We start from the raw sequence: 17,581 nt of genomic DNA on the forward strand, positions 1-17,581 counted from the left end.
CAGTAGTGACAACGGCTCGTTATGGTGCGCAACGGCGCCCACGAGGCGCCTCACCCCCATTGGAAGGGCACCCCATGACCTCCTCCTCCGGCGCCTCGCGGCGCCAGGTGCTGGCCGTCGCCGCCGCCGCGGCGACCGCCCCCCTGATCGCCGGCGCCCCCGCCCGGGCCGCCGAAGCGACGGGACCGAAGACCTGGGACCTGACCGTGCTCGGCACGTCGGACACGCACGGCAACGTCTACAACTGGGATTACTACAAGGACGCCGAGTACGACGACAGCAAGCACAACGACGTCGGCGTCGCCAAGCTGGCCACCCTGGTCAACCAGATCCGCGCCGAGCGCAAGGGCAAGCCGACCCTGGTCCTCGACGCCGGCGACACCATCCAGGGCACGCCGCTGGCCACCTACTACGCCAAGCAGGAGCCGATCACCACCAGCGGTGAGACGCACCCGATGGCGAACGCCATGAACATCCTGAAGTACGACGCCGTGACGCTGGGCAACCACGAGTTCAACTACGGCCTGCCGCTGCTGGCGACCTGGATCTCGCAGCTGGGCTTCCCGGCGCTCGCCGCCAACGCGGTCAACGCGGCCACCGGCAAGCCGGCCTACCTGCCGTACGTGATCAAGAAGGTCCGCCTCGGCGGCTGGGACGCCCCGACCATCAACGTCGGCATCCTCGGCCTCACCAACCCGGGCGTGGCCATCTGGGACAAGGGCAACGTCGAGGGCAAGCTGGTCTTCCCGGGCATGGTCGAGACCGCCGCCAAGTGGGTGCCGATCATGCGCGAGCGCGGCGCCGACCTGGTCATCATCTCGGCGCACGGCGGCGACAGCGGCACCTCCAGCTACGGCCCGGAGCTGCCGAACGAGAACCCCGTCGCGCTGATCGCCCAGCAGGTCCCCGGCATCGACGCGATCCTCTTCGGTCACGCCCACGCCGAGGTGGTGGAGAAGTTCGTCACCAACACGGCCACCGGCGAGCAGGTGCTCACCGCCGAGCCGTCCAAGTGGGGCCAGCGGCTGACCCGGATGGACTTCACCTTCCAGAAGGTGCGCGGCACCTGGAAGGTCGTCACCAAGCGCGCCACCATGCTCAACACCAACACCGTGGTCGAGGACCCGGCGGTGCTCGCGGCCGTGCGCGGCCAGCACGGCAAGACCGTCGACTACGTCAACACGGTCGTCGCCCAGTCCTCCGAGGAGCTGTCGGCCGCCGAGTCGCGGTACAAGGACACCCCGATCCTGGACTTCATCAACCACGTCCAGACCGAGGTCGTCACCGCGGCGCTGGCCGGCACGTCGTACGCGTCGCTGCCGGTGCTGTCGATCGCCGCCCCGTTCAGCCGCACCGCGGTCTTCCCGCAGGGCGACGTGCGGATCCGCGACGTGGCCGGCCTCTACGTCTTCGACAACACCCTCGAGGCCGTGGTGCTCACCGGCGCCGAGGTGAAGGCGTACCTGGAGTACTCGGCGAAGTACTTCGTCACCCTGCCGGTGGGCGCGGCCGTCGACCCGGCCACCATCAGCGACCCGGCCGTGCCGGACTACAACTACGACGTGATCTCGGGCGTCGACTACGACATCGACATCAGCAAGCCGGTCGGCCAGCGGATCACCCGCCTGGTGCTGCCGGGCACCGACACGCCGGTCGCCGACACCGCGCAGTTCGTCATCGCGGTGAACAACTACCGGCGCAGCGGTGGCGGCAACTTCCCCGGCATCGTCAAGACCCAGGTCTACAACGAGCAGCAGGAGATCCGCCAGCTGCTGATCGACTGGGCGCAGGCGAAGAAGACCATCGACCCGGACGACTTCTACGTCCCGAACTGGAAGCTGGTGCGCGAGGGCGTGCCGGTCTTCTGAGCCGTACCACCGACACACGCCGACGGGCCGCGGGGATCGACCCCCGCGGCCCGTTCGCGTCCGGCGCCGCCCCGCCGGTCGGGGTCAGCCGCCCGGCCCGAGCCGGAGGTGCCACTCGTCGTCGTTGGTCGACTCGGGTCGGTCGCGGCGTGGATCGGTCTCGGTGAGCTCCACCCGCTCGTCGGGGCGGACCGCCGGCGGCAGCTCACCGAAGCGCACGTGGCGGAGGAAGGCGTACTCCTCGTCGTCGAACGAGGTGGGCTCCGGGTCGGCCATGCCCGCATTGTGCCGCAGCCGGTCCAGCACCGCCGTCGCATCAACGACGCCCGCGCGGGTAAGCGCGCCGCGACTTGGCGTCGGCGACGAGGTGGGGACGACATGCGCGCGGTACGGATGACCGCTCCGGGAGTGCTCGAACAGGTGGCGGTGCCCACCCCCGTGCCGGGGCCGGGCGAGGTGCTGCTCGCCGTCGGCGCCGTCGGCGCCTGCCACTCCGACCTGCACGTCCTCGACGCGCCCGCCGGGTTCTTCCCCACTCCTATCACCCTGGGCCACGAGATCGCCGGCACGGTGGAGACGCCCGGCGCGGGCGTCACCGGCTGGTCGCCCGGGGACCGGGCGGCGGTCTACGGGATCATCGGCTGCGGCGTCTGCCGGGCCTGCCTGCGCGGGCGGGAGAACCAGTGCCGCCGGGTGTCTCCCGGTGGCATCGGGCTCAGCCAGGACGGCGGGCTGGCCGAGTACGTGGTGGTGCCCGCCTCCCGCCTGCTGCCCGTGGGCGACCTGGACCTGATCCAGGCCGCGCCGCTGACCGACGCCGGGCTGACCCCGTACCACGCCGTCGAACTGGCCCGCCCGGCGCTGCGACCAGGCACCAGCTGCGTGGTGATCGGCGTCGGCGGCCTCGGCCACCTGGCGGTGCAGATCCTGGCGGCGACCACCGCGGTAAAGATCGTCGCGGTGGACACCGACGTGGCCGCGCTGGACCTGGCCACCCGGATGGGGGCGCACCACGTGGTGCGGGCCGACCCGGAGGCGGTCGACCGGATCCGGGAGATCGTCGGGCCCCCACCGGACGGCGCCGACGTGGTGATCGACTGTGTCGGTGTCGACGCCACCCTGACCACCGCCCGCACGGTCGTGGCCAGCGGCGGCCGACTGCTGCTGGTCGGCCTCGGCGGCGGCACCCTGCCGGTGCGGCCCGTCGTCGACGCCCCACCCACCCTGCCGCTGGAGGTCAGCGTCGACATCCCGTTCTGGGGCACCCGCGCCGAACTCCAGGAGGTGATCGCCCTGGGCCAGCTCGGGCTGATCAGCGCCGAGGTGCAGATGTTCCCGCTGGATCGGGCGCCGGAGGTGTACGACCTGCTGCGCCGGGGCGAGATCCAGGGCCGGGCGGTCGTCGTGCCCTGACCGGGGGGTGTCAGCCGGATCGGGTGGTCATCGGCTGGGCGGCGGCCGACGGCGTGCGCTGCCGTACCGGCGGGAGGCGGTCCAGCAGCGCCAGACCGGCCCGGACGGGAGCCCGGGTCAGGGTCTGGTCGAAGCTGGCCCGGCCCTGGCAGAACCGGACGAACATCCCCCAGCCCGCCGGCGTCGCCAGCAGGGCGTGGAAGACGTCAGGCCGGCGTTCGAACACCTCCAGCAGCCGGTACCCGGCCCGCATCGACGGGACCAGTTGCTCGGTCACGTCCCGCTCGTAGCCGGCCAGGTCACCGGCGGCGACCGCCGCGCCGGCGAGCGCCCCGGAGCGCAACGCGTAGCTGATCCCCTCCCGGCTCCACGGCTCCAGCAGGCCGGCCGCGTCGCCGGCGACCAGCACCCGGCCGTGCCGCAACGGCGACCCCTCCGCCCGGCAGCGGGTCAGGTGCCCGGAGTCGTGCTCGGCCGCCACCCCGGACAGCCCCAGCCGGTCGACGAAGCGGCGCAGGTACTCGCGGGTCCGCTCCCCCTCGCCGCGGGCGGCGATCACCCCCACCGTCAGGCTCGACCCCTTGGGAAACACCCAGGCGTACGAGCCGGGCACCGCTCCCCAGTCGAGCAGCAGCCGGCCGCGCCAGCGCCGCTGCTCGGCCGGCGGCACCGGCAGCTCCCGCTCCAGACCCAGGTCCACCTGGCGGAAACGGACACCCACGTGCCGGGAACTGACCCCCGAGGAACCGTCCGCCCCGACCACCGTCCGGGCGTGCACGGTCTGACCGTCGGCCAGCCGTACGCGTACCCCGTCGGGGTCCTGGTCGATGCCGCGCACCGCGACGCCCTCGCGCAGCTCGGCCCCGGCGGCGACCGCGGCCGCGCGCAGCCGGTCGTCGAACTCGTCCCGGCGGACCATGGCCACCAGCGGGGTGCGGTGCCGGCGGGTGAAGGCGCGTCGCCCGTCCCGGGTGAAGGTCACCCGGTCGACCCGGTCGTGCGCGGGCACCTCGATGCGGCCCGCGACCGCCGTCAGCGAAGTGCCGATCAGGCCGCCGCCACACGTCTTGTACCGGGGGTGCACGGCCCGGTCCAGCACCAGCGTGCGCACCCCCGCGCCGGCCGCGGCGTGGGCGGCGGAAAGCCCGGCGGGGCCGGCGCCGACGACGACGAGATCCCAGGTGATCACGGGCTCCACCCTAGGCCACCCCGGGCGCGGCCGGCCGCTCACGACCGACCGATCGGGTGGGCATTGTCGGTCACCCGGCGGGTAAGCCGCGGTACCCAGACCGCCCGTGCGACGGGCGGGTCACGGCAAGGAGGTCACCATGCAGCAGGTACGTCTGTCGGAGGCCGAGGTACGGGTGTACGACGCGGTCGCCACGCTGGAGGCGCGCGGCCAGGTGCCGTACCCCGACTCGATCGCCCAGGAGGCGGGGATGGCGGAGGAGGAGGTGCACGGGCCGTTGCACCTACTCACCGAGAAGGACCTGCTGCACCGGGAGGACTCCCCGATGGCGGGGCTGGACTTCGGTCCGCGGTGGTGTGCCCGCCAGATGGCGTGACCGGTTTGCCCGACGGGGCGCCGGGTAGCGGTCGGTCATGGCTGATCGACGGGCCGCCGTGACGGACGCGGGTGACCGACGCCGTTGGCAGGCCCTCGGCGTCGGGCTGGTCGCGGCGTTCATGACGCTGCTGGACATCAGCATCGTCAACGTGGCCGTCCCGTCGATGGACCGGGCGCTGCACGCGAGCCCGAGCGACCTGCAGTGGGTGCTCTCCGGGTACGCGCTGACGTTCGGACTGATCCTGGTACCCGCCGGTCGGTTCGGCGACGCCCGCGGGCGACGCACCGCCTTCGTGGTGGGCGTCGCCCTCTTCACGCTCACCAGCGCGCTCGCCGGCCTGGCCACCTCGCCCGCCTGGCTGGTCACCACCCGGCTGCTCCAGGGCGCCGCCGCCGGGGTGGTCAACCCCCAGGTGACCGGCCTGATCCAGCAGCTGTTCCGGGGCGCCGAACGGGGCCGGGCCTTCGGTCTGCTCGGCGCGACCATCGGCATCTCCACCGCGGTCGGCCCGCTGCTCGGCGGGCTGCTCATCCAGCTCGGCGGCGAGGAGCACGGCTGGCGTTGGGTGTTCTTCGTCAACGTGCCGGTGGGCATCCTCGCGGTGGTGCTCGGCTGGCGGCTGCTGCCCACCCGACCGACCGGGCAGCCCGACCGGCACCGACTGGACCCGGTCGGCGTCCTGTTGCTCGGCGTCGGCGTGCTGCTCCTGCTGCTGCCGCTGGTGCAACGCGAGCAGTGGCAGAGCCCGTGGAAGTGGGCGCTCGTCCCGGCCGGCCTGGCGGTCCTGGTCGGCTTCGGCCTCTGGGAGCGCCGGTACGCCCGCCACCAGACACCCCTGTTCGACCTGCGACTGTTCCGGCTGCGCTCGTACACCCTCGGCGCGTTGATCGCGCTGGTCTACTTCGGCGGGTTCACCGCCATCTTCTTCATCTTCACGCTCTACCTGCAGAACGGCCTCGGCTACAGCCCGCTGATCGCCGGCCTGGCGATCACGCCGTTCGCCCTCGGCTCCGCGCTGGCCTCAACGCTCGGCGGCCGGATCGTCAGCCGCTTCGGCCGTCCGCTGGTCGGCATCGGGCTGGTCGTCGTGGTGATCGGCCTCGGCACGGTGGTGATCGTGCTGCGCGGCTCGCCGCAGCACTCCGTACCGCTGCTGACCGCGGTGCCGCTGCTGGTGGCCGGGCTGGGCAGCGGGCTGGTCATCACGCCGAACCAGACCCTCACACTCTCCCAGGTGCCGGTGCCGCAGGCGGGCAGCGCGGCCGGGATGCTTCAGACCGGCCAGCGGATCGGCTCGGCGGCCGGGATCGCGGCGGTCGGGGCGATGTTCTTCTCCTCGCTCGCGAGCACGGGTGGGGACTGGGCTGCGGCGTTCCGGCACTCGTTGCTGCTGGCGGCGGGGGTGGTCGTGCTGGCGTTGGTGGCGGCGGGGGCGGACATCTGGGTGGGGCATCGGCGGGGGTGACCTTCGCTCCGCCGGCTGGTCGGTGAATTTTGCTCTCGCCGGCTGGTCGGTGGTGGGGTGTGGCCCGCCGTGCCCGGCTCCGGGCGGTCAGGCTTGATCCCTGCGCCGGGCACGGCGGGCCACACCCCCGTCGTGGGCAACCGCCGCCCGGCCCTCGCCGCCCCGAGCCCCCCGACCGTCCGCCGCCGCCCACCGCGCCGCGCTCCGCCGACCGTGATCTGTTGATCATGAGGTTGGCAGTGGTGGAGGAGATTAACTACGCCGCCAACTTCATGACCAACCGGGTCGTCGGCGGGTGGGTCTGGATATGCCGCTGGCCGGCACCCCGCTCGGGGGTGCCGGCCAGCGTGAGTGTTCACGTGTCAGCTGTTCCAGTACTTGGCGACCAGGTCGGCGGCCTGCCGCTCCCACTGGGCGTAGGCGTCGGGGTAGGCCGAGACCTGCACGGTCTGGGCGGCCTCGGTCAGCGGCATGTCCTGCCAGCCGTCGACCTGCTTGAGGCCCTTGAGGAACGCCTTGGTGGCGTACTCGGGGTCGGTGATCTGCTTCGGGCTGCCCCAACCGCTGGACGGGCGCTGCTGGAACAGGCCCAGCGAGTCGTGGTCGTTGCGGTCACCCAGGTGACCCAGGTTCTCCAGCTTCGACTCCTGCAGGCTCGTGGCGATCGAGATGACCGCGGCCCGCTCGTCCATGTGCGACTTCTTCGTCGCGGCGATGATCGCCTTCACGTTCTTCGTCTGCTCGCTGTCCAGGTCGATGCGGGACTGCTTGCCCTGCACGCCGTGCGGGATCAGCTTGCTCTTGTCCACACCGGGCTTGTCGGCCTGCACCACGGCAACCGGCTTGGCGTCCATGGCCGGGGCGGCGTGGGCCTCAGTGACCGGGCCGGCGAAGACGCCACCGGCGAAGGCCAGACCAGCAATACCCAGCACGCTCTTACGCAGAATGGTCGTGTTCATGAGGGTGGCTCCTTCGGGGGTTGGCGACGTGTCCGAGGGGGGTCGGACACGCGCAAGCACCACGACAAGGCGCTCAAAGATCAGGGGAAAGTCTTCGCCCCGGCAGGCTTCGCGAGCGGGGGGCTCGGCGCCGGGTCCATGTGTAACGACCGGCGGCCCGCCATCATTCCGGGGGCCCATCCCCGGGCCGGCCACGTGATGGGGCCAGGCCAGCGGGGTGCTGCTGCGATCGTCCAGGTGATGTAACGACCCCGGCCCGGCCACCATTCCGCCGCCAGGGTGCCCCCGAGCATCCGACTCCCAGAGCGATTCGGGCGAAACCGGACGCCATGCGGCGCGAATATCGGACGCGGCGAGGATCGGCCACCGTATCGACCTGGGAACTCGACGCGATGCGGACATCCCGGGACAGACCCCACCGAACGGCCCGGATTCGCCGCAGACCGCAAGCGCCGTGGCAGCAAAGCCGGTCGGCCCGTCGGCCTCGACAAGACGATCTACAAGCGTAGGAGCCGAGGTCGAGCGGACGATCAACAGGCTCAAGAGCTTCCGGGCCGTGGCCACGAGGTACGACAAGCGGGCCTACATCTTCCACGGCACCGTCACCGTCGCCGCGATCTGGCTCTGGCTTCGTCCATGATCCGCCGGATCGAACCTGGCGGTGAGGCGCTCGAAAACCAGTGGAGCAGCGCCGCTGTGCGCCATTACCGTGCTGCCGAACCAAGTCGTCTAGTCAAGGACGTGCCGTTGTACACCCTGTGAGACCTCCCGAGCGCTGATTTGTCGCGCGTCGCGCATGTGCGCCGCGCTCCTTTTTGCTGCGGACTTCTCACTGAAACCGGTGTACTTCTGTGCTCAAAAACTGGGTGGTCGTGCCCACCTGCCTGCCGCTCGTTCGCCGCCGGTGCCACGCGTGCGCGTCCGAGCGCTTCCGGGCAAGCGGTAAATTTCGCGTCAACGCAAACCACAAGCTCATCGACGCCTGGCTCCTCGCCCTCTGTACCGCTTGCGGGGAAACTGCAAAGCTCACGGTCCTGGAGCGGATGACTGTGCGCTCCGTACGACCTGAGCTGCTGGACCGGCTGCATGACAACGACCCTGGCCTGACAGCTGAGCTGCTCCAGGATCCGGTCGTGCAGCGCCGTAATCGCATCGCCCTCGACTGGGACAACGCCTGGCGCCTCGACACCGGCGGATCGGATCACCTGGACCGCGAGGTGATCGACGTCTCGGTCCGCTTTGCGGCGCGGATCCCTGTCCGGCCGGTGCGACTGATCGCTGAAGGTTGCGCTCTTTCGCGGGCCGAGGTCGAAAGACTGATCATGGAGGGGAAACTCGTTTCGGCAGTCCGGCTGAGCGGCAAGCTCTCCGGCGACTTCACCTTCACGCTCAAGCGCTGAGTCCTCCTTGGGACCACGGGCCTGTCCGGCATGATCCGCCGGACAGGCCCGTCGCGGCAGCGACGCGCCCGGGCACAGGCGTCGCGACCACCCGGGATCCGGACGGAGCGCACAGGCATCCCGACCGCCCACATCAGGGGCGGCCGCACCCCTCCCACCGACGAGCGGGACACCATGGCCTGTCTCCAGAGGCGGGAGACAACCATGACGTTTCAACGGGTGGGCGGCGGGAGGGCGGCGGCCGGCGGAGAACACCACCACGCAGCGGATTTGTCGGCGTCAGCGGGCAAGCGGACGGGACCGGAACCGGTCAGTCCACAAAGGATGCCGTTAACAAAGTGATCGTCGGTCGGGAAAGCGAAACACAATGGAAGGACTGGCGAACAGTCACCGCAGGGGGCAGCGCGAACACGGTGGGTACCGGTAGACACATAGACCATGACCAACACCCTCGACCGCCGCACCCTCCTGCGTATGGCCGGCGCATCCGCCGGCACGGCCGTCCTCGCCGGCGCCACCCTTGCCGGCGCCGGTGCCGCCCACGCCGCCGGTGGCGCCTTCCTGCACGGCGTCGCCTCGGGCGATCCGCTGCCGGACGGCATCCTGCTCTGGACCCGGATCACCCCGACCCCCGACGCGACGCCCGGCTCCGGCGTGGGCCCCGATGTGGAGGTGAGCTGGCAGGTCGCCACCGACCCCGACTTCGTCACGGTGGCCGCACAGGGCCAGCTGACGACCGGCACCGCCCGCGACCACACCGTGAAGGTGGCGGTCTCCGGGCTGGCGCCGGCGACGACGTACTGGTACCGGTTCGGGTACGCCGGCGGATTGTCGTCGACGGGCCGGACCATGACCGCCCCGCCCACCGACGCGGCCATCGACCGGTTGCGGATCGGCGTAGTGTCCTGCGCGAACTGGGAGGCCGGCTACTTCGCGGCGTACCGGCGGCTGGCCGACCGGGGCGACCTGAACCTGGTGGTACACCTCGGCGACTACCTGTACGAGTACGGCACCGGCCAGTTCGACGCGGCGGGCACGGTGGTGCGCAAGGTCGAGCCGGCGCACGAGGTGCTGACCCTGGCGGACTACCGGATCCGGCACGGGCTCTACAAGTCCGACCCGGACCTGGTGGCGCTGCACGCCGCGCTGCCCTGGGTGATCACCTGGGACGACCACGAGGTGGCCAACGACGCCTGGTCAGGCGGGGCGGAGAACCACACCCCGTCCACCGAGGGCGCCTGGGCGGACCGGGTGGCCGCCGCGCGGCGCGCGTACCAGGAGTGGATGCCGGTACGGATGGGCGAGGACGGCGCGATCTACCGGCGATTCCGGTACGGGCAGCTCGCCGAGCTGTCCATGCTGGACCTGCGGACGTACCGCTCGCAGCAGGCCTCGGGCACGGCGGTGGACGACCCGGGTCGCACCATCACCGGCGACGCCCAGATGACCTGGCTCAAGGCCGGCCTCGCCGCGTCGACGGCGCGCTGGAAGCTGGTCGGCAATCCGGTGATGATGGCGCGGGTCGACGTCGGCTCGCTGCCGGCGTGGCTGCTCGGGCCGCTCGGCACGCTACTCGGCATCCCGCAGAACGGCGCGGTGCTCAACGCCGACCAGTGGGACGGCTACAACGCCGACCGCAACGAGCTGGTCGACCACCTGCGGGCGACCGGGACCCGCGACGTCGTCTTCCTCACCGGTGACATCCACACCTCGTGGGCGAACGAGGTGACCACGAAGTCGACGGGGTTGTCCAACCCGGCCGCGGCCGAGTTCGTGGTGCCGTCGGTGACCAGCGACAACGTCAACGACTTCCTCAAGCTGCCGGCCGGCAATCCGCTGAGCGCCCTCGGCGCCGGGCTGATCCGGTCGACGAATCCGCACGTCAAGTGGACGGAGCTGGACGGGCACGGGTACGGCGTGCTGGAGGTGACGCCGCAGCACTGCCGGATGGACTGGTACCACCTGTCCGACCGGACCCGGGCCGGCAGCGCGAGCCGGTGGGTGGCCGGGTTCTCGGTGGGCGCGGGGTCGGCGAAGCTGCGCCGGGAGACCGCCCCGACGCTCTGAGCCGGGGGTACGCCGCGAACGACGACCGGCCGGCCCCCGTGACGGGGACCGGCCGGTCGTGCTGCTCGTTCAGGAGGTCACCAGAGCTGCTGGACGATGTCCGCAGCCTGCTCCTCCCACTGCGCGTACGCGTACGGGAAGGCCGAGATCTGGACGGTCTGCGCCGCGGTGGTCAGCGGCAGGTCCTCCCAGCCGTGCACGTTCTTCAGTGCCTCGAAGAACGCCCGCGACGAGTACTCGGGGTCGGTGATCTCCTCCGGCGTGCCCCAACCCGACGACGGGCGCTGCTGGAACAGCCCCTGCGAGTCGTGGTCGTTGTACGCGCCGAGGTGCCCCAGGTTGTAGAGCTTCGACTCCTGCAGCGAGGTGGCGACGCCGATGACCGCGCCCCGCTCCCCCACGCCGGTCTTCTTGGCCGTCTTGACAATGGCCTTGGCGTTGGCGAGTTGGTCGTCGTCCAGCGGGATGCGGGACTGCGCGCCCTCCACGCCGTGCGGGATGAGCTTGTCCTTGCCCGGCTTGCCGGTCGGGACCTTGCCGGTCGCGCTGCCGGTGGTCAGGCCCGACTCGACCGTGGCACCCTGCCGGCTCTTGCCGGTGGCGAGGTCGATGGCGGCCACGGCCCCGGCGTGCGGTCCGCTGGTGACGGGGGCGGCCACAGCGGCGGGTCCGAACGCCAGGCCGCCGATACAGGCAACGCCGGCGACCTTCAGTGCGGTGGTGCGGTTCTTCGCGATGGCGGGGAGCCATTTAGTGAAGTCGGCCTTCACGATGGTTGCCCTTTCGTCGGTCGACGCGCTCCGTAAGTGAGCGCCCCTCGGGGGAACTACCTGGCCCGCCGGGGTTTGCCTGCCGGCGGTACTGGGGACACAACCAGGTTCACCTGTCGGGCATTCCGGAAATGCCGGGGCCCGCGAGGGCTGCGGCGCGGGTCACCCCGAGGATCGGACGGCCGGGGCCGGACCGAACGCCCAGGCGCGAGGGGGTCGAACCGGACGTCAGGCGCGGGGCGCGCCGAACCGGACGTCAGGCGCGGGCGCGTCGAACCGGACGTCAGGCGCGGGGCGCGCCGAACCGGACGAGGACGTGCCAGAGCTGCTTGAGGTGCTGGAGGGTGTCGGCGGTCGGCCCCCGGTCCGCCCAGCGCTGCGGCTCACGGACCACCGAGGCCGCCGCCCGGCCGATCAGCGCGGCGTCGACCGGCGCTCCCGGCGTACCGAACTCGGCGTGCACCCGGGCGGCCAGCGCGGGGATGGCCCGCCCCCGGAAGTCCGGGTCGACGTCCTCGACGGGCAGCGCGAAGCCGGGGTGGAAGAGCAGCTCGATGCCGCATCGGCGGGCGATCCGGGCCAGTATGCGCCCGGTGTCCGTGTCCCGGAACGAGGGGTCGATGACGACCGCCTCGACATCCCGGGCCAGTTCGATGCCGCCGTGGACCTGCGCCTCGACGTAGTCGTCCAGGGCACGGCCGGCGGACCCGGGCGCCCACGCCTGCCGCTCCCGCCGGCGCAGCAGCGTCGTGACGAGGCGCGCGGTGTCCATGCCGACGACGCCCAGGCTGACACCGGTGCCGGCGGTCGCCTCCAGCAGGGCGGCCAGCACCGGCTCGGCGACGTCGACCGTGCCGAAGTCCTTCGGCCCCAGGTGGCTGTCGCCGAAGCAGAACGTGGTCCGGGCCAGCACCTCGGGACGCAGCCGCAGGTGGCAGGAGCCGAAGCGGGGGCAGGCGCCGTCGGGGTGGTCGAGCAGGTTCAACCCGCCGTAGACCGGTCGCTCGGCGGGGCGTACGCCGGGGACCTGGTACGCACCGCCGAACATCGCCTCCTCCCAGCGGTCCCGGTCCCCGCCCGGGTACGCGGTGAGCCCGCCGTTGGAGATGCCGGTGACGAACTGGCTGCGGTAGCTCCCCTCCTCGGCGAGCACCTCGGCCACGGTGCGACCGTCGGCGATCAGCCGGTCGGGGTGGAAGTTGACGGTCAGCCCGCCCCCGGCGGTGATCGCGGCGATCAGCTGCTCGGGGTGGTGGCCGGCGCCGGACCCGGCGAGGTGCCGGGCGATGGTGGCCAGCGCGGTCGAGCGGTCCCGCAGCGCGACGGCGCGGACGTGGCCCAGCGCCACGGACTGCGCCGGGGTCAGGGCGACGGGGCGGGTGGCGGCCGGCATGGGCAGCAGTATCGGCGGCGGCCCGCGACCCGTCGACCGGTTTCGGGGCGGCGTCAGCGCTCGCGATCGGTGCCGAAGCCGTCGAGGGTGGCGCGCTCGTCGAGGTCCCGCAGCTCCTGGAAGAGGGTGAGCTGCAACCCGGCCGGCGCGTCGAGGCGCGAGTTGAGCGAGTGCCAGGGCGTCACGGTGGGCGGGGCGATCTCGGTCGCGCCGGCGGCCACCAGCCGGGCGGTGGCGGCCGGCGCGTCGTCCACCTCGAAGGCCACCCGGATCTTTGGAGCCACCTGCCGGCCCACCTCGACGTCGTCGATCATGCGCTTCTGGGCCGGGTTGGCGATCTCGAGGGTGGCCCGGCCGGCGTCGAGGATCACCACGCGGGCGTCGCCGGCGCCGGAGAACGCGGCCTGCTCCGGCAGGCCCAGGGCGTCGCGGAAGAAGGCGACCGCGGCGTCGTAGTCCTCGGCCTCCACCACCAGGCGCAGCTGTCGTACGGTCGGCGTTCGGTCGTCGGTGCTCACCCGGTCGATCCTAGAACCGCGGCTTTCGATGGTCGGCAGGGCGAGCCGCAGTCTCATGGACGGTCCACGTAGGACGCACAGGTTCGAGGGGGGGCGGACCGGCGGCGACCGGGCGCCCGTCGGCGTTGGGCGGTGCCGGGGCGCGGGCTAGAGTGGGGGCGCGCGGCGACCGGAAGGCGATGAGGGTGACTGCAAGCGCGGTGGTCGACCAGCTGCACCTGGGTGACCACGTCTGCTGGGTGGACGACGACGAGACCGGCAGCCTGCACGCCGCCGGCCGCTTCGTCGCCAGCGGCCTCCGCCTCGGTGACAAGGTCGTCTGGTTCACCGACGGGGTCTCCCCGGCCGCCGTCCGGGCCCACCTCGACGGTGCGGGCGTGCCCACGGAGGCCGCGCTGGCCGGCGGCCAGCTGCGGATCGCGCCGGCGGTGGAGAGCTACGTCGCCGGGGGTCGGTTCACCCCGGACGAGATGATCGGCAACCTCACCACCGAGATCCTGCGGGCCCGGCGCGAGGACCGGGCGGGGGTACGCGTCGTCGGCGACATGGGCTGGGCGATCCGCCAGGGCATCTCCGTCGCCGACCTGGTCCGGTACGAGGCCGAGGTCAACCGGCTCTTCCTCGACGGCGAGGTCGCCGCGATGTGCCTGTACGACCGGCGGCTCTTTCCCGCCGAGTACCTGCTGCCGGCCACCGCCGCCCATCCCGCCACCGTGGGGCGCAACGCCGGCCGGGCCTGGGCGCCGATGCTGCGGGCGTACCGGACGCGGGACCCGCACGGACTGCGCCTGGTGGGCGAGGTCGATCAGAGCAACCGGGGGGCCTTCGCCGCCATGCTCGACCACGTCACCGGCCCGGGCACCAACCAGCGGACGGCGGTGCTCGACGTCTCCGAGCTGCGCTTCGCCGACGTCGGCGCCGCGAGTGCGCTGGCCCGCGTCCGCCGCAACGCCCCCTCGGAGGTACGCCTGGCCGGCTGCCGCCCGGCGTTGACGCGGCTGCTCGACCTGGTCGACGGCACCGACCCGGAGCCGCCGGCGTGACGGCCGCGGCGGCGACCGGGCCGATACGCGGAGGCCTGGTCCACGAGGGAGCGTTGTACCGGGACGCCGCGGAGTTGCTGGCGCTGACGGTGCCCTTCGTCCGGGACGGTCTGGCCCGCGGGGAACCGGTGCTGGTGGCCGCTCCGGAGGACCGGCTGGCGCTGATCCGGGCCGCCGTCGGCGCGGACGACGAGCGGGTCCGGTACGTCGACCTGACCGTGCAGGGGCGCAACCCGGGGCGGATCATCCCGTGGGTGTTGCAGGCCTTCGTCGACCGGCATTCCGACCGCCGGGTGCGGATCGTCGGTGAGCCGGTGTGGGCGGAGCGCACCGAGCTGGAACAGCCGGCCTGCGCGCAGCACGACGCCTTGATCAACGTGGCGTTCGCCGAGCGGGACGTCGCGATCCTCTGCCCGTACGACGTGGCGCGGCTCGCCCCCGCGGTGCTCGCGGACGCCCACCGCACCCACCCGGTGCTGCTCGACGGGGCCGGCCGGCGGCCCAGCCCCACCTTCGCACCGGAGCAGGTCGTCGCCGGGCACAACAAGCCGCTGCCGGTCCCGGCCGAACCGGTCGCCCTGCTGCGCTACGACCTCGACACGCTGGCCGACGTGCGCCGCTTCGTCACCGGGCACGCGCAGGCCGCCGACCTGCACCCGGACCGGGTGGCCGACCTGCAGATCGCGGTGACCGAGCTGGCCAGCAACAGCATCGCCCACGCCGGTGGCGGCGGTGTGCTCCACGTGTGGCGCACCGGTGAACACCTGGTGTGCGAGATCCACGACGGCGGCTGGCTGACCGATCCGCTCGCCGGCCGGCTGGCGCCCCGGCACGACGGCATCGGCGGTCGTGGCCTGGTCATCGTGCAGGCGCTCTGCGACCTGGTGCTGGTGCACACGACCCCGGCCGGCACCACCGTACGGCTGCACCTGCGCCTGGCGGACGCGTGAGCGGGGCGTACGAGCTGCGGCCGGTCGGGCGGGTGGAGTCCCCGCTGACCGAGGCGGATCTCGCGCCGAAGCAGGGGGACGAGGGCGCGCCGGAGGCGTGGCTGGTCTTCTCCCCCGCCGTCGGCGCGGGCCTGCGCGACCTGCGGCCGGGCGCGGAGGTGCTGGTGCTGACCTGGCTGGACCGGGCCCGGCGAAACGTCCTCACGGTGCATCCGCGGGGCGATCGGAGCCGGCCGGAGACCGGGGTGTTCAGCACCCGCTCCCCGCACCGGCCCAACCCGATCGGGCTGCACCGGGTGCGGGTGCTGGCGGTCGACGGCCTGCGGGTGCGGGTCGCCGACCTGGAGGCCCTGGACGGTACGCCGGTGCTGGACGTCAAGCCGGTGCTGGCGGGGCTCGGGGAACGCTGAGCCGACCCCGGTGCCGGCGTCGGTCAGTGCCCCCGGGCCAGCCAGTCCGGAAGGTGCGGGGCCTCTGCGCCGATGGTGGTGTCGTCGCCGTGCCCGGTGTGCACCACGGTCTCCGGCGGCAGGGTGAGCAACCGGTCGCGGATCGACGCCACGATGGTGCCGAAGTCGCTGTACGAGCGGCCGGTGGCGCCCGGGCCGCCCGCGAACAGGGTGTCGCCGGTGAAGACCGCGCCGAGGTCGGGGGCGTGGAAGCTGCACGCGCCGGGGCTGTGGCCCGGGGTGTGCAGGACCCGCAGGGTGGTCCCGGCGACGTCGATCCCCTGCCCGTCGGCGAGTGTCCCGTCGGGCGGCAGGTCGGGGTGGACCAGGTCCCACAGCACCCGGTCGGCGGGGTGCAGCAGCACCGGCGCTCCGGTCGCCTTCGCCAGCTCGGGAGCGACCCGTACGTGGTCGTCGTGGGCGTGGGTGGCCAGGACGGCGACGACCCGGCGACCGGCGACCGCGCGCCGGATGGCGTCCACGTCGTGCGGGGCGTCGATCACCACGCACTCGGTGTCGTCACCGACCACCCAGACGTTGTTGTCGACGTCGAAGGTCTGGCCGTCGAGGGAGAAGGTGCCGGAGGTGACGGCATGGTCGACGCGGGCGGTCACGGGAACACCACCACCGAGCGCAGCACGTCGCCGTGGTGCATCCGGCGGAACGCCTCCTCGACCTGGTCCAGGGCGATCTCCTCGGTGACGAAGGCGTCCAGGTCGAGGCGGCCCTGCAGGTAGAGCTCGGTGAGCAGGGGGAAGTCCCGGCTGGGCAGGCAGTCGCCGTACCAGCTGGACTTGAGGGCGCCGCCCCGGCCGAAGACGTCCAGCAGGGGCAGCTCGACGGTCATCTGCGGGGTGGGCACCCCGACCAGCACCACCGTGCCGGCCAGGTCGCGGGCGTAGAACGCCTGCTTCCAGGTCTCCGGGCGGCCGACCGCGTCGATCACCACGTCGGCGCCGAACCCGCCGGTGGCGGCGCGGATCGCCTCGACCGGGTCGTCCGCCGAGGCGTTGACGGTGTGGGTGGCGCCGAACCTGCGCGCCCACTCGAGCTTCCGGGCGTCGGTGTCCACCGCGATGATCGTCGTCGCGCCGGCGAGGGCCGCGCCGGCCACCGCGGCGTCGCCGACCCCGCCACAGCCGATCACGGCGACCGAGTCGCCCCGGGTGACCTGGCCGGTGTTCATCGCCGCGCCGAGCCCGGCCATCACTCCGCAGCCGAGCAGCCCCACGGCGGCGGGCCGGGCGGCAGGGTCGACCTTGGTGCACTGCCCGGCGTGGACCAGCGTCTTCTCCGCGAAGGCGCCGATACCCAGCGCCGGGGCGAGCTCGGTGCCGTCGGTGAGGGTCATCTTCTGGGCGGCGTTGTGGGTGTTGAAGCAGTACCAGGGCCGCCCACGCCGGCAGGCCCGGCACACGCCGCAGACCGCCCGCCAGTTGAGCACCACGAAGTCGCCCGGCGCGACACCGGTGACCCCCTCCCCCACCTGCTCGACCACCCCGGCCGCCTCGTGGCCGAGCAGGAACGGGTACTCGTCGTTGATCCCGCCCTCCCGATAGTGCAGGTCGGTGTGGCAGACCCCGCAGGAGCGCACCTTCACCACCGCCTCGCCGGGCCCCGGGTCGGGCACCACGATGGTGGTGACCTCGACCGGCGCGCCCTTGCGCCGCGACACGACTCCCCGGACTTCCTGGCTCACGGTGTCCTCCCGGCTGCGC

Annotated in this window: 16 protein-coding genes and 3 pseudogenes; 10 read left to right on the top strand and 9 right to left on the bottom strand. The window is 72.7% G+C overall.

The genetic code is table 11. The features are described 5' to 3' along the window. Positions 1-74 precede the first annotated feature (74 nt). Entirely contained in the window at positions 75-1,868 is a 1,794-nt protein-coding gene (locus ACTWM8_RS15225; protein ID WP_446214409.1) for a bifunctional metallophosphatase/5'-nucleotidase, read from the top strand. 84 nt (positions 1,869-1,952) lie between these two features. Here ACTWM8_RS15225 and ACTWM8_RS15230 read toward each other — a convergent pair whose 3' ends face one another. Next, positions 1,953-2,144 (bottom strand): hypothetical protein, encoded by a 192-nt coding sequence (locus tag ACTWM8_RS15230; protein WP_446214410.1) that lies wholly within the window; start codon positions 2,142-2,144, stop codon positions 1,953-1,955. Positions 2,145-2,246: 102 nt separating this feature from the next. Between ACTWM8_RS15230 and ACTWM8_RS15235 the strand changes: the two genes are divergently transcribed. After that, positions 2,247-3,281, top strand: a complete 1,035-nt coding sequence (locus ACTWM8_RS15235) for an NAD(P)-dependent alcohol dehydrogenase (RefSeq protein ID WP_446214411.1) — start codon at positions 2,247-2,249, stop codon at positions 3,279-3,281. 10 nt (positions 3,282-3,291) lie between these two features. Here the strand turns inward: ACTWM8_RS15235 and ACTWM8_RS15240 are convergent, their stop codons facing one another. Then, entirely contained in the window at positions 3,292-4,470 is a 1,179-nt protein-coding gene (locus ACTWM8_RS15240) for a geranylgeranyl reductase family protein (protein WP_446214412.1), read from the bottom strand. A gap of 139 nt (positions 4,471-4,609) precedes the next feature. Here ACTWM8_RS15240 and ACTWM8_RS15245 point away from each other — a divergent pair, with 139 nt between their 5' ends. Both ACTWM8_RS15245 and ACTWM8_RS15250 read left to right on the top strand, forming a co-directional pair. Beyond that, a complete protein-coding gene (locus tag ACTWM8_RS15245; RefSeq protein WP_088962112.1) occupies positions 4,610-4,846 on the top strand; it encodes a hypothetical protein in 237 nt (78 codons plus the stop codon). A gap of 37 nt (positions 4,847-4,883) precedes the next feature. Further along, complete coding sequence (locus ACTWM8_RS15250; RefSeq protein ID WP_446214413.1) at positions 4,884-6,314, top strand: MFS transporter; 1,431 nt, start codon at positions 4,884-4,886, stop codon at positions 6,312-6,314. Positions 6,315-6,676: 362 nt separating this feature from the next. On the opposite strand, the gene ACTWM8_RS15255 is transcribed toward ACTWM8_RS15250, so the two are convergent. Then, the gene (locus tag ACTWM8_RS15255; protein WP_446214414.1) at positions 6,677-7,273 is read right to left on the bottom strand and encodes a hypothetical protein; all 597 of its coding nucleotides are present in this window, start codon (positions 7,271-7,273) and stop codon (positions 6,677-6,679) included. Positions 7,274-7,711: 438 nt separating this feature from the next. Between ACTWM8_RS15255 and ACTWM8_RS15260 the strand changes: the two are divergent. From ACTWM8_RS15260 to ACTWM8_RS15270, 3 genes and pseudogenes are all read left to right on the top strand, one after another. Further along, positions 7,712-7,913: pseudogene (locus ACTWM8_RS15260) on the top strand (transposase); the annotation flags it as partial. Between the two features lie 211 nt (positions 7,914-8,124). Then, entirely contained in the window at positions 8,125-8,673 is a 549-nt protein-coding gene (locus ACTWM8_RS15265) for a DUF1062 domain-containing protein (protein ID WP_446214415.1), read from the top strand. Between the two features lie 438 nt (positions 8,674-9,111). Continuing rightward, the gene (locus ACTWM8_RS15270; RefSeq protein ID WP_446214416.1) at positions 9,112-10,740 is read left to right on the top strand and encodes an alkaline phosphatase D family protein; all 1,629 of its coding nucleotides are present in this window, start codon (positions 9,112-9,114) and stop codon (positions 10,738-10,740) included. A 77-nt stretch (positions 10,741-10,817) separates the two neighbouring features. On the opposite strand, the pseudogene ACTWM8_RS15275 reads toward ACTWM8_RS15270, so the two are convergent. The 4 genes and pseudogenes from ACTWM8_RS15275 to ACTWM8_RS15290 all read right to left on the bottom strand — a co-directional run. After that, positions 10,818-11,249: pseudogene (locus tag ACTWM8_RS15275) on the bottom strand (hypothetical protein); the annotation flags it as partial. A gap of 81 nt (positions 11,250-11,330) precedes the next feature. Further along, positions 11,331-11,510: pseudogene (locus ACTWM8_RS15280) on the bottom strand (hypothetical protein); the annotation flags it as partial. A 283-nt stretch (positions 11,511-11,793) separates the two neighbouring features. Then, on the bottom strand, positions 11,794-12,903 hold the full coding sequence (locus ACTWM8_RS15285) for a DUF3626 domain-containing protein (RefSeq protein ID WP_446214417.1): 1,110 nt from the start codon (positions 12,901-12,903) through the stop codon (positions 11,794-11,796). A gap of 53 nt (positions 12,904-12,956) precedes the next feature. After that, the gene (locus ACTWM8_RS15290) at positions 12,957-13,421 is read right to left on the bottom strand and encodes a VOC family protein (RefSeq protein WP_446214418.1); all 465 of its coding nucleotides are present in this window, start codon (positions 13,419-13,421) and stop codon (positions 12,957-12,959) included. 185 nt (positions 13,422-13,606) lie between these two features. On the opposite strand from ACTWM8_RS15290, the gene ACTWM8_RS15295 reads away from it, so the two are divergent. From ACTWM8_RS15295 to tsaA, 3 genes are read left to right on the top strand one after another with little or no spacing between them, the layout of a single operon-like run. Next, complete coding sequence (locus tag ACTWM8_RS15295) at positions 13,607-14,464, top strand: MEDS domain-containing protein (protein WP_446214419.1); 858 nt, start codon at positions 13,607-13,609, stop codon at positions 14,462-14,464. A gap of 53 nt (positions 14,465-14,517) precedes the next feature. Then, a complete protein-coding gene (locus ACTWM8_RS15300) occupies positions 14,518-15,414 on the top strand; it encodes an anti-sigma factor RsbA family regulatory protein (protein WP_446214420.1) in 897 nt (298 codons plus the stop codon). Further along, a complete protein-coding gene (gene tsaA / locus ACTWM8_RS15305; RefSeq protein WP_446214421.1) occupies positions 15,411-15,824 on the top strand; it encodes a tRNA (N6-threonylcarbamoyladenosine(37)-N6)-methyltransferase TrmO in 414 nt (137 codons plus the stop codon). The genes ACTWM8_RS15300 and tsaA overlap by 4 nt, the downstream gene beginning before the upstream one ends. A gap of 23 nt (positions 15,825-15,847) precedes the next feature. Here the strand turns inward: tsaA and ACTWM8_RS15310 are convergent, their stop codons facing one another. Both ACTWM8_RS15310 and ACTWM8_RS15315 read right to left on the bottom strand, forming a co-directional pair. Beyond that, on the bottom strand, positions 15,848-16,477 hold the full coding sequence (locus ACTWM8_RS15310; protein WP_446214422.1) for an MBL fold metallo-hydrolase: 630 nt from the start codon (positions 16,475-16,477) through the stop codon (positions 15,848-15,850). Beyond that, positions 16,474-17,562: an S-(hydroxymethyl)mycothiol dehydrogenase gene (locus ACTWM8_RS15315; protein ID WP_446214423.1), complete on the bottom strand. Its 1,089-nt coding sequence runs from the start codon at positions 17,560-17,562 to the stop codon at positions 16,474-16,476. The genes ACTWM8_RS15310 and ACTWM8_RS15315 overlap by 4 nt, the downstream gene beginning before the upstream one ends. Between the last annotated feature and the right edge of the window lie 19 nt (positions 17,563-17,581).

This window comes from Micromonospora sp. IBSANI012, assembly GCF_052814045.1.